Origin of the sequence: Pseudomonas sp. S5F11 (assembly GCF_019641515.1) — a bacterium.
GTDB lineage: Bacteria > Pseudomonadota > Gammaproteobacteria > Pseudomonadales > Pseudomonadaceae > Aquipseudomonas > Aquipseudomonas rhodesiae.
Window position 1 is genome coordinate 4279706 of record NZ_JAIFJZ010000001.1, and the last position, 12583, is coordinate 4292288.

The following is a 12583-nucleotide window of genomic DNA, read 5'->3' on the forward strand; positions in this document are numbered from 1 at the left end:
GGCATGATGTAGAATGCCGGCTCGCTTAGGAGGGGTTCCCGAGCGGCCAAAGGGATCAGACTGTAAATCTGACGTCTACGACTTCGAAGGTTCGAATCCTTCCCCCTCCACCATTTTTAGCGTGAGCTGCAGGCTCCGCGGGTATAGTTTAGTGGTAGAACCTCAGCCTTCCAAGCTGATGATGCGGGTTCGATTCCCGCTACCCGCTCCATGTTTGTAGGTCGTGCAAAGTGTTTTGCTCTTGTAGCTCAGTTGGTAGAGCACACCCTTGGTAAGGGTGAGGTCAGCGGTTCAAATCCGCTCAAGAGCTCCATATAACAAGGCAGATATGAAAATATCTGCCTTTGTTTTAACGGCTGCCCTGATTTGCTGGTGTTTGCTTGGCTGTTTTGCCGGGTGTTTCCAGGTTTGGTAGGGTTGGTTGTTGTAAAGTCTTTTTCAGGCCTGCATAATGGTCGGCCTGATTTTGTTTTAGGTCAGTAGCTCAATTGGCAGAGCGACGGTCTCCAAAACCGTAGGTTGGGGGTTCGATTCCCTCCTGACCTGCCAGATTCACGTGGTGTGTCTGGCTTTCTTTTCACAGGATCTTCATAGATGACTCCTAAGGCTGAAGCTCAAAGCTCTCGTTTCGATCTAGTCAAGTGGCTCGCTGTAGTTGCTTTGGTGGTCGTAGGCGTTGTTGGCAATCAGTACTATTCTGCTTCGCCGATCCTGTATCGAGTTCTTGCATTGCTCGCTCTTGCTGCTGTTGCTGCCTTTGTGGGTTTGCAGACTGCAAAGGGTAAGTCGTTTGCAGTCCTGGTGAAGGAAGCTCGCACCGAAATTCGTAAAGTCGTTTGGCCGACTCGCCAAGAAACCACGCAGACCACGCTGATTGTTGTGGCTGTCGTTCTCGTTATGGCGTTGCTGTTGTGGGGTCTTGATTCCCTGCTCGGTTGGCTTGTTTCCTTGATTGTTGGCTAAGGGTGTCCCGTGGCTAAGCGTTGGTACGTTGTGCATGCTTACTCGGGTTACGAGAAGCATGTTATGCGCTCTTTGCTGGAGCGCGTAAAGCTTGCAGGCATGGAAGATGGCTTCGGCGAAATTCTGGTTCCCACTGAAGAAGTGGTTGAAATGCGGAATGGTCAGAAGCGTAAAAGCGAACGCAAGTTCTTCCCTGGCTATGTGCTGGTTCAGATGGACATGAATGAGGGTACTTGGCATTTGGTCAAGGATACTCCTCGTGTCATGGGTTTTATCGGCGGTACTGCTGATAAGCCTGCGCCTATTACTGATAAAGAGGCAGAAGCGATTCTGCGTCGTGTTGCTGATGGTAGCGACAAGCCTAAGCCAAAGACGTTGTTCGAGCCGGGTGAGGTTGTTCGTGTCACTGATGGTCCGTTCGCTGATTTTAACGGTACTGTCGAAGAGGTTAACTACGAAAAGAGCCGGATCCAGGTGGCGGTGCTCATTTTCGGTCGCTCTACCCCGGTAGAGCTGGAGTTCAGTCAGGTCGAGAAGGTCTAGCTGAGCAAGAATCCCAACCCCGCAGTCTTAGGCTGTGGGGTTTTGTCGTCACTGGGATAAACGCGCAAGTAACCGGGGAGCCTTTCGAGGCGTCTGAACCCGTAATTGGAGTGCCTCATGGCCAAGAAGATTACCGCTTACATCAAGCTACAAGTAAAGGCCGCTCAGGCCAATCCTAGTCCACCTGTCGGCCCTGCTCTGGGTCAGCACGGCGTGAACATCATGGAATTCTGCAAGGCTTTCAACGCCCGTACTCAGGGTCTTGAACCAGGTCTGCCGACTCCAGTGATCATTACTGTGTACAGCGACCGTAGCTTCACTTTTGAAACCAAGTCGACTCCGGCTTCGGTTCTGCTGAAGAAAGCTGCTGGCCTGACCAGCGGCTCCGCTCGTCCTAACACTGTTAAGGTTGGCACCGTCACTCGTGCTCAGCTGGAAGAGATCGCGAAAACCAAAAACGCTGATCTGACCGCAGCTGATATGGATGCAGCCGTGCGTACCATCGCCGGTTCTGCTCGTAGCATGGGCCTTAAAGTGGAGGGTGTGTAATGGCTAAGCTGACCAAGCGCCAAAAGGCTATCGCCGGCAAAATCGAAGCAGGCAAGTCCTACAACTTTGTAGACGCCGCCGCTCTGTTGACCGAGCTGTCGACTGTCAAGTTCAGCGAGTCCGTTGACGTTGCTGTGAATCTCGGCGTTGACCCACGTAAATCCGACCAGGTCGTTCGTAGCGCTACTGTGCTGCCACACGGCACTGGCAAGACTGTACGTGTAGCTGTCTTCACTCAGGGTCCTGCTGCTGAAGCTGCTCTGGCCGCCGGCGCTGATCGCGTTGGCATGGACGACCTGGCTGCCGAAATGAAAGGCGGCGACCTGAACTACGACGTAGTCATCGCTTCTCCTGATGCAATGCGTGTTGTAGGTCAGTTGGGTCAGATTCTGGGTCCACGTGGCCTGATGCCTAACCCAAAAGTCGGCACCGTAACTCCGGATGTAGCTACCGCGGTTAAGAACGCCAAAGCTGGTCAGGTTCGTTATCGCACCGACAAAAACGGCATCATTCACACATCCGTAGGCAAGGTTGGTTTCGACGCCGTCAAGCTGAAGGAAAACGTTGAAGCCCTGATCGCGGATCTGAAGCGTATCAAGCCAGCTTCTTCGAAAGGCATCTATGTCAAGCGCGTTACCCTGAGCACCACTATGGGCCCAGGTCTGGTCATCGACCAAGGTTCGCTGGACGTATAAGACACAAATTGGCGCACGCAATTGCGCCAATTAAAAAATTGGGGTCCCTGCCTGGCGGGGGCTATCCAAGACCGTAGGCGACGTAAGTCTTAAACCACAAGCCTACGCAGATGGTGCTCCCGGTTCCTTACCGAATCAGACACCAAAACGACATCCGGCTCCGGCCAGATGAAACGGTAACAAGCAGGAGTTAAACCCGTGGCAATTAATCTCGAAGACAAGAAGGCCATCGTCGCTGAAGTCAACGAGGCTGCCAAAGCTGCTCTGTCCGCTGTCGTGGCTGATGCCCGTGGTGTGACAGTAGGCGCTATGACCGGACTCCGTAAAGAGGCTCGTGAAGCTGGCGTATACGTACGTGTTGTACGTAACACTCTGCTCAAGCGCGCTGTTGCTGACACTGAATACAGTGTTCTCAACGACGTGTTCACCGGCCCGACCTTGATTGCATTCTCCACCCAACATCCAGGCGCTGCTGCCCGTTTGTTCAAAGAGTTTGCTAAAGGTCAGGATAAGTTCGAGATCAAGGCAGCTGCGTTCGAGGGCAAGTACCTCGCAGCTAACCAAATCGACGTGCTGGCAACTCTGCCGACCCGTGACGAAGCAATCTCCCAGCTGATGAGCGTGATTCAAGGCGCTACCAGCAAATTGGCTCGTACTCTGGCGGCAATTCGCGACCAAAAAGAAGCTGCTGCAGCCTAAGGCTCTTCAACTTCTCGCGTTTTTTGTTTTTTTCGATGGTCGCGTAGGCCGTCCCCAATATCAGGAATTAGATTCATGTCTATCTCTCAGAACGATATCCTTGAAGCAGTTGGCAGCATGTCCGTAATGGAAGTTGTTGAGCTGATCAAAGCTTTCGAAGAAAAATTCGGTGTTACTGCTGCTGCTGCTTCCGCTGGCCCAGCTGCTGCTGCTGCCGTTGTTGAAGAGCAAACCGAATTCAACGTCATGCTGACCGAAGCTGGCGAGAAGAAAGTTAACGTGATCAAGGCAGTACGTGAACTGACCGGTCTGGGCCTGAAAGAAGCCAAGGCTGTAGTTGACGGCGCTCCTGCCATGGTTCTGGAAGCTGTTGCCAAAGACGCAGCTGACAAAGCCAAAGCAACTCTGGAAGAAGCAGGCGCTAAAGTCGAGCTGAAGTAAGCATCGACCTTGCATCTCCAGCCCAAGCGTTAAGCTGAAGGCTGATGGCTGGTGGCTCTTGCCACCGGCCTTTTTCCGTTCTTGGCTGTCGACTCGGTCGCCGCCATTAACGCGCTGTAGCCACCCGATGCGGTGGTGCAAACCATGGGGTTTGCAAGATTTTCTGGCTGCTCCCGTCGGAGGGGCCAAACAAGCAGGTGACCAAGCTGGGGAACGCTGATGGCTTACTCATATACTGAGAAAAAACGTATCCGCAAGGACTTTAGCAAGTTGCCGGACGTCATGGATGTCCCGTACCTTCTGGCTATCCAGCTGGATTCGTATCGTGAATTCTTGCAGGCGGGAGCGACCAAAGATCAGTTCCGCGACGTGGGCCTGCATGCGGCCTTCAAATCCGTTTTCCCGATCATCAGCTACTCCGGCAATGCTGCGCTGGAGTACGTGGGTTATCGCCTGGGCGAACCGGCATTTGATGTCAAAGAATGTGTGTTGCGTGGCGTTACGTACGCCGTACCTTTGCGGGTAAAAGTCCGTCTGATCATTTTCGACAAAGAATCGTCGAACAAAGCGATCAAGGACATCAAAGAGCAAGAAGTCTACATGGGCGAAATCCCATTGATGACTGAAAACGGTACCTTCGTTATCAACGGTACCGAGCGTGTTATCGTTTCCCAGCTGCACCGTTCCCCGGGCGTGTTCTTCGACCACGACCGCGGCAAGACGCACAGCTCCGGTAAGCTCTTGTACTCCGCGCGGATCATTCCGTACCGTGGTTCGTGGTTGGACTTCGAATTCGACCCTAAAGACTGCGTGTTCGTGCGTATCGACCGTCGTCGTAAATTGCCGGCTTCGGTACTGCTGCGTGCGCTCGGCTACACCACTGAGCAAGTGCTTGATGCCTTCTACACCACCAACGTATTCAGTCTGAAGGATGAAACCCTCAAGCTGGAACTGATCGCGTCGCGTCTGCGTGGTGAAATTGCCGTTCTGGATATCCAGGATGAAAAAGGCAAGGTTATTGTTGAAGCTGGCCGTCGTATCACTGCGCGCCATATCAATCAAATCGAAAAAGCCGGTATTACAGAGCTGGAAGTGCCTCTGGACTACGTCCTGGGTCGCACGACCGCCAAGGTTATCGTTCACCCAGCCACAGGCGAAATCCTGGCCGAGTGCAACACCGAGCTGAACACCGAGATCCTGGCCAAAATCGCCAAGGCTCAGGTCGTTCGCATCGAGACCTTGTATACCAACGATATCGACTGTGGTCCGTTCATCTCCGACACTCTGAAGATCGACTCCACCAGCAACCAATTGGAAGCGCTGGTCGAGATCTATCGCATGATGCGTCCTGGTGAGCCACCAACCAAAGACGCTGCCGAAACCCTGTTCAACAACCTGTTCTTCAGCCCTGAGCGTTACGACCTGTCTGCGGTCGGTCGGATGAAGTTCAACCGTCGTATCGGTCGTACCGAGATCGAAGGTTCGGGCGTGCTGTGCAAGGAAGATATCGTCGCGGTACTGAAGACTCTGGTCGACATCCGTAACGGCAAAGGCATCGTCGATGACATCGACCACCTGGGTAACCGTCGTGTTCGCTGCGTAGGCGAAATGGCCGAGAACCAGTTCCGCGTTGGCCTTGTACGTGTTGAGCGTGCGGTCAAAGAGCGTCTGTCGATGGCTGAAAGCGAAGGCCTGATGCCGCAAGACCTAATCAACGCTAAGCCAGTGGCCGCAGCGGTGAAAGAGTTCTTCGGCTCCAGCCAGCTTTCCCAGTTCATGGACCAGAACAACCCGCTCTCCGAGATCACCCACAAGCGCCGTGTTTCGGCACTGGGCCCGGGCGGTCTGACTCGTGAGCGTGCTGGCTTCGAAGTTCGTGACGTACACCCGACGCACTACGGTCGTGTTTGTCCGATCGAAACGCCGGAAGGTCCGAACATCGGTCTGATCAACTCCTTGGCCGCCTATGCGCGCACCAACCAATATGGTTTCCTCGAGAGCCCGTACCGTGTGGTGAAAGACGCTCTGGTCACCGACGAGATCGTGTTCCTGTCCGCCATCGAAGAAGCTGATCACGTGATCGCTCAGGCTTCGGCCACGATGAACGACAAGAAAGTCCTGATCGATGAGCTGGTAGCTGTTCGTCACTTGAACGAGTTCACCGTCAAGGCGCCGGAAGACGTCACCTTGATGGACGTTTCGCCGAAGCAGGTAGTTTCGGTTGCAGCGTCCCTGATTCCGTTCCTGGAGCACGATGACGCCAACCGCGCATTGATGGGTTCCAACATGCAGCGTCAGGCTGTACCAACCCTGCGCGCTGACAAGCCGCTGGTAGGTACCGGCATGGAGCGCAACGTAGCGCGTGACTCCGGCGTTTGCGTCGTGGCGCGTCGTGGCGGTGTAATCGATTCCGTTGATGCTAGCCGTATTGTGGTTCGTGTTGCCGATGACGAAGTTGAAACTGGCGAAGCCGGTGTCGACATCTACAACCTGACCAAATACACCCGCTCGAACCAGAACACCTGCATCAACCAGCGTCCGCTGGTGAGCAAGGGTGATCGTGTTCAGCGCAGCGACATCATGGCCGACGGCCCGTCCACCGATATGGGTGAACTGGCGCTGGGTCAGAACATGCGCATCGCCTTCATGGCGTGGAACGGCTTCAACTTCGAAGACTCCATCTGCCTGTCCGAGCGTGTTGTTCAAGAAGATCGCTTCACCACGATCCACATTCAGGAACTGACCTGTGTGGCGCGTGACACCAAGCTTGGGCCTGAGGAAATCACTGCAGACATCCCGAACGTGGGTGAGGCTGCACTGAACAAGCTGGACGAAGCCGGTATCGTTTACGTAGGCGCTGAAGTTGGTGCAGGCGACATTCTGGTTGGTAAGGTTACTCCGAAAGGCGAGACCCAACTGACGCCAGAAGAGAAGCTGCTGCGTGCCATCTTCGGTGAAAAAGCCAGCGACGTTAAAGACACTTCCTTGCGCGTGCCTACCGGTACCAAGGGTACTGTCATCGACGTACAGGTCTTCACCCGTGACGGCGTTGAGCGTGATGCTCGTGCTCTGTCCATTGAGAAGACCCAACTCGACGAGATCCGTAAGGATCTGAACGAAGAGTTCCGTATCGTTGAAGGCGCGACCTTCGAACGTCTGCGCTCCGCTTTGGTAGGTCACAAAGCTGAAGGCGGCGCCGGTCTGAAGAAAGGTCAAGACATCACTGATGAAGTCCTCGACGGTCTTGAGCACGGCCAGTGGTTCAAACTGCGTATGGCTGAAGATGCTTTGAACGAGCAGCTCGAGAAGGCCCAGGCCTACATCGTTGATCGTCGCCGTCTGCTGGATGACAAGTTCGAAGATAAGAAGCGCAAACTGCAGCAGGGCGATGACCTGGCTCCAGGTGTGCTGAAAATCGTCAAGGTTTACCTGGCAATCCGCCGTCGCATCCAGCCGGGCGACAAGATGGCCGGTCGTCACGGTAACAAAGGTGTGGTCTCCGTGATCATGCCGGTTGAAGACATGCCGCACGATGCCAATGGCACCCCGGTCGATGTGGTCCTCAACCCGCTGGGCGTACCTTCGCGTATGAACGTTGGTCAGATCCTCGAAACTCACCTGGGCCTCGCGGCTAAAGGTCTGGGCGAGAAGATCAACCGTATGATCGAAGAGCAGCGCAAGGTTGCTGACCTGCGTAAGTTCTTGCACGAGATCTACAACGAGATCGGCGGTCGCAACGAAGAGCTGGACACCTTCTCCGATCAGGAAATCCTGGATCTGGCGAAGAACCTGCGCGGCGGCGTTCCAATGGCTACCCCGGTGTTCGACGGTGCCAAGGAAAGCGAAATCAAGGCCATGCTGAAACTGGCTGACCTGCCGGAAAGTGGCCAGATGCAGCTGTTCGACGGCCGTACCGGTAACAAGTTCGAGCGCCCGGTTACTGTTGGCTACATGTACATGCTGAAGCTGAACCACTTGGTAGACGACAAGATGCACGCCCGTTCTACCGGATCGTACAGCCTCGTTACCCAGCAGCCGCTGGGTGGTAAGGCTCAGTTCGGTGGTCAGCGTTTCGGGGAGATGGAGGTCTGGGCACTGGAAGCATACGGTGCTGCTTACACTCTGCAAGAAATGCTCACAGTGAAGTCGGACGATGTGAACGGTCGGACCAAGATGTACAAAAACATCGTGGACGGCGATCACCGTATGGAGCCGGGCATGCCCGAGTCTTTCAACGTGTTGATCAAAGAAATTCGTTCCCTCGGCATCGATATCGATCTGGAAACCGAATAACACGTGACGCGAATCGAGAGCGTGGCAGTGATGCCCGCTCTCTGCTCCGCCAGGAGGAAAGGCCTTGAAAGACCTACTGAATTTGCTGAAAAACCAGGGTCAAGTCGAAGAGTTCGACGCCATCCGTATTGGATTGGCATCGCCTGAGATGATCCGTTCGTGGTCGTTCGGTGAAGTTAAAAAGCCGGAAACCATCAACTACCGTACGTTCAAACCAGAGCGTGACGGTCTGTTCTGCGCCAAGATCTTTGGCCCGGTAAAAGATTACGAGTGCCTGTGCGGTAAGTACAAGCGCTTGAAGCACCGCGGTGTGATCTGCGAGAAGTGCGGCGTTGAGGTTGCGCTGGCCAAGGTTCGTCGTGAGCGCATGGCGCACATCGAACTGGCTTCGCCGGTTGCCCACATCTGGTTCCTGAAATCGCTGCCGTCCCGTATCGGCTTGCTGATGGACATGACCCTGCGTGATATCGAGCGCGTTCTCTACTTCGAGAGCTATGTCGTTATCGATCCAGGCATGACCACCCTTGAAAAAGGTCAGTTGCTGAACGATGAGCAGTACTTCGAAGCGCTGGAAGAGTTCGGCGATGATTTCGATGCTCGCATGGGTGCCGAAGCTGTACGCGAACTGCTGCACGCTATCGACCTGGAGCACGAGATTGGCCGTCTGCGCGAAGAAATTCCGCAAACCAACTCCGAAACCAAGATCAAGAAGCTGTCCAAGCGTCTGAAGTTGATGGAGGCCTTCCAAGGTTCAGGCAACTTGCCAGAATGGATGGTGTTGACCGTTCTGCCGGTTCTGCCGCCAGACCTGCGTCCGCTGGTACCGTTGGATGGTGGTCGTTTCGCAACGTCCGACCTCAACGACCTGTACCGTCGCGTGATCAACCGTAACAACCGCTTGAAACGCTTGCTCGATTTGTCCGCTCCGGACATCATCGTGCGCAACGAAAAGCGTATGTTGCAGGAAGCTGTCGATGCATTGCTCGACAACGGTCGTCGTGGTCGCGCTATCACCGGTTCGAACAAGCGTCCTTTGAAATCCCTGGCTGACATGATCAAGGGTAAGCAAGGTCGTTTCCGTCAGAACTTGCTCGGTAAGCGTGTTGACTACTCCGGTCGTTCGGTAATTACCGTAGGCCCGACCCTGCGTCTGCACCAGTGCGGTCTGCCTAAGAAAATGGCGCTTGAACTATTCAAGCCGTTCATCTTCGGCAAGCTGGAAATGCGCGGTCTCGCAACCACCATCAAAGCGGCCAAGAAAATGGTCGAGCGCGAACTGCCAGAGGTTTGGGACGTTCTCGCTGAAGTGATTCGCGAACACCCGGTTCTCCTCAACCGTGCACCGACCCTTCACCGTCTGGGTATCCAGGCGTTTGAACCGGTACTGATCGAAGGTAAGGCTATCCAGCTGCACCCCCTGGTCTGTGCTGCGTACAACGCCGACTTCGACGGCGACCAAATGGCCGTTCACGTACCGCTGACCCTGGAAGCCCAGTTGGAAGCGCGTGCGTTGATGATGTCGACCAACAACATTCTGTCGCCAGCCAACGGTGAGCCAATCATCGTTCCGTCGCAGGACGTTGTATTGGGTCTGTACTACATGACGCGTGAAGCGATCAACGCCAAAGGCGAAGGTCGTGTGTTCGCTGACCTGCAGGAAGTTGACCGTGTGTTCCGTGCCGGCGAAGCCGCACTGCACGCCAAGGTTAAAGTGCGGATCAACGAAACCGTCAACGACCGTGATGGCGGCAGCGTGACCAATACCCGTATCGTCGACACCACTGTCGGCCGTGCGCTGTTGTATCAGGTTGTGCCAAAAGGTCTGTCGTACGATGTCGTCAACCTGCCAATGAAGAAAAAGGCGATCTCCAAGCTGATCAACCAGTGCTACCGCGTGGTTGGCTTGAAAGAGACCGTTATCTTCGCTGACCAGTTGATGTACACCGGTTTTGCTTATTCGACCATTTCCGGCGTTTCCATCGGTGTTAACGACTTCGTTATCCCGGATGAAAAAGCCCGCATCATCGGTGCAGCCACCGACGAAGTGAAAGAGATCGAAAGCCAGTACGCGTCCGGCCTGGTAACCCAGGGCGAGAAGTACAACAAGGTGATCGACCTTTGGTCCAAGGCCAACGATGAAGTTTCCAAGGCGATGATGGCCAACCTCTCGAAAGAGAAAGTCATCGACCGTCACGGCGACGAAGTTGACCAGGAGTCCTTCAACTCGATGTACATGATGGCCGACTCGGGCGCACGGGGTTCTGCTGCGCAGATCCGTCAGCTCGCCGGTATGCGTGGTCTGATGGCCAAGCCGGACGGTTCCATCATCGAAACGCCGATTACCGCGAACTTCCGTGAAGGGTTGAGTGTACTTCAGTACTTCATCTCCACTCACGGTGCTCGTAAAGGTCTGGCGGATACCGCGTTGAAAACCGCTAACTCCGGTTACCTGACTCGTCGTCTGGTAGACGTTGCACAAGATCTTGTTGTAACCGAGATCGATTGCGGCACCGAGCACGGCCTGCTGATGACTCCGCACATTGAAGGCGGTGACGTTGTAGAACCGTTGGGTGAGCGCGTATTGGGTCGTGTTATTGCCCGTGACGTATTCAAGCCAGGTACCGAGGAAGTTATCGTTCCTGCCGGCACTCTGGTAGATGAGAAGTGGGTTGAGTTCATCGAGCTCAACAGCATCGACGAAGTGATTGTTCGGTCGCCGATCAGCTGCGAAACCCGCTACGGCATTTGCGCCAAGTGCTATGGCCGTGACTTGGCTCGTGGTCACCAGGTGAACATCGGTGAAGCGGTCGGCGTTATCGCTGCCCAGTCCATCGGTGAGCCGGGTACTCAGTTGACCATGCGTACGTTCCACATTGGTGGTGCGGCAAGCCGGACCTCCGCGGCTGACAGTGTTCAGGTGAAGAATGGCGGTACTGTCCGCCTGCACAACCTCAAGCACGTTGAGCGAGTGGATGGTCACCTGGTTGCGGTGTCCCGTTCCGGCGAGCTGGCAATCGCTGATGACTACGGTCGTGAACGTGAGCGTTACAAGCTGCCGTACGGTGCTGTGATTTCGGTTAAAGAAGGTGACAAGGTCGACGCTGGCGCAATCGTGGCCAAGTGGGATCCGCACACTCACCCAATCGTTACCGAAATGAAAGGTACCGTGACCTACGTGGGTATGGAAGAAGGCATCACGATCAAGCGTCAGACTGACGAATTGACCGGTATGACCAACATTGAAGTACTTGACGCGAAAGACCGTCCAGCTGCCGGTAAAGATATCCGTCCAGCCGTGAAGATGGTCGATGACAACGGCAAGGATCTGTTGCTGCCAGGCACTGACGTAATCGCTCAGTATTTCCTGCCAGCAAACGCCCTCGTCGGTGTGGCTGACGGCGCTAAGATCGCGATCGGTGATGTTATCGCGCGTATCCCGCAAGAAACTTCGAAGACTCGCGACATCACCGGTGGTCTGCCGCGTGTTGCCGACTTGTTCGAAGCTCGTCGTCCGAAAGAGGCGTCGATTCTGGCTGAAGTCAGCGGCACCATCGCGTTCGGTAAAGAGACCAAAGGCAAGCGCCGTCTGGTCATTACCCCGAACGACGGTAGTGATCCATATGAGGAGCTGATTCCGAAGTGGCGTCACCTGAACGTGTTCGAAGGCGAGCAGGTAAACCGCGGCGAAGTTATCTCCGACGGTCCAAGCGATCCACATGACATCTTGCGTCTGCTGGGTGTAAGTGCGCTGGCCAAGTACATCGTGAACGAGATCCAGGACGTTTACCGTCTGCAGGGCGTGAAGATCAACGATAAGCACATCGAGACCATCCTGCGTCAGATGCTGCGTAAAGTTGAAATCGCTGAATCCGGCGATTCCAGTTTCATCAAGGGCGACCAGATGGAACTGACTCATGTGCTGGTGGAAAACGAGCGTCTGGCGAACGAAGATAAGTTCGTTTCCAAGTTCACTCGCGTACTGCTGGGTATCACCAAGGCCTCGTTGTCCACTGAGTCGTTTATCTCGGCGGCCTCCTTCCAGGAGACCACCCGCGTACTGACCGAAGCAGCGGTAACCGGCAAGCGCGACTACCTGCGCGGTCTGAAAGAAAACGTGGTTGTGGGTCGTTTGATCCCAGCCGGTACCGGTTTGGCTTATCACAGCGAGCGCAAGCGTCGTCGTGATGCCGACAAGCCGTTGCGCGTAAGCGCCAGTGAAGTGGAAGCTGCACTGACCGAAGCGCTGAACTCAAGCGGTAACTGAGTTCTGCGATAGATGAGTCTAGGCCCTGACAGCTCCGTTCGTCGGATTGAGGCAATTTTGCTTCAGTTCGATGGGTGGGGAGGTCGGGGCCTTGCCTTGACTGGGGGCAAGATCCTCTTTAGACTCTTGTACCCCT

8 protein-coding genes and 4 tRNA genes are annotated in these 12583 nt (G+C 54.9%); all 12 read left to right on the forward strand.

All coding sequences use genetic code 11. The features are described 5' to 3' along the window. Positions 1–28: 28 nt before the first annotated feature. Positions 29–113 (forward strand) — tRNA-Tyr (locus tag K1567_RS19275). A 24-nt stretch (positions 114–137) separates the two neighbouring features. Further along, positions 138–211: transfer RNA gene (locus K1567_RS19280), tRNA-Gly, on the forward strand. A 26-nt stretch (positions 212–237) separates the two neighbouring features. After that, positions 238–313 (forward strand) — tRNA-Thr (locus K1567_RS19285). Positions 314–473: 160 nt separating this feature from the next. Continuing rightward, positions 474–549 (forward strand) — tRNA-Trp (locus tag K1567_RS19290). Between the two features lie 45 nt (positions 550–594). Further along, a complete protein-coding gene (gene secE, locus K1567_RS19295; RefSeq protein WP_003194658.1) occupies positions 595–963 on the forward strand; it encodes a preprotein translocase subunit SecE in 369 nt (122 codons plus the stop codon). A gap of 9 nt (positions 964–972) precedes the next feature. Further along, positions 973–1506 (forward strand): transcription termination/antitermination protein NusG, encoded by a 534-nt coding sequence (nusG, locus tag K1567_RS19300; RefSeq protein ID WP_003176436.1) that lies wholly within the window; start codon positions 973–975, stop codon positions 1504–1506. Positions 1507–1623: 117 nt separating this feature from the next. Beyond that, on the forward strand, positions 1624–2055 hold the full coding sequence (gene rplK, locus K1567_RS19305; protein WP_220698778.1) for a 50S ribosomal protein L11: 432 nt from the start codon (positions 1624–1626) through the stop codon (positions 2053–2055). Beyond that, complete coding sequence (gene rplA / locus K1567_RS19310; RefSeq protein WP_003176434.1) at positions 2055–2750, forward strand: 50S ribosomal protein L1; 696 nt, start codon at positions 2055–2057, stop codon at positions 2748–2750. Before rplK ends, rplA begins: the two co-directional genes overlap by 1 nt. A gap of 198 nt (positions 2751–2948) precedes the next feature. After that, entirely contained in the window at positions 2949–3449 is a 501-nt protein-coding gene (gene rplJ, locus K1567_RS19315) for a 50S ribosomal protein L10 (RefSeq protein ID WP_034101003.1), read from the forward strand. Positions 3450–3524: 75 nt separating this feature from the next. Continuing rightward, positions 3525–3890: a 50S ribosomal protein L7/L12 gene (gene rplL, locus K1567_RS19320; RefSeq protein ID WP_034101001.1), complete on the forward strand. Its 366-nt coding sequence runs from the start codon at positions 3525–3527 to the stop codon at positions 3888–3890. Between the two features lie 219 nt (positions 3891–4109). After that, entirely contained in the window at positions 4110–8183 is a 4074-nt protein-coding gene (gene rpoB / locus K1567_RS19325; protein WP_034101000.1) for a DNA-directed RNA polymerase subunit beta, read from the forward strand. Positions 8184–8247: 64 nt separating this feature from the next. Continuing rightward, entirely contained in the window at positions 8248–12447 is a 4200-nt protein-coding gene (gene rpoC / locus K1567_RS19330) for a DNA-directed RNA polymerase subunit beta' (protein ID WP_034100999.1), read from the forward strand. Positions 12448–12583 lie beyond the last annotated feature (136 nt).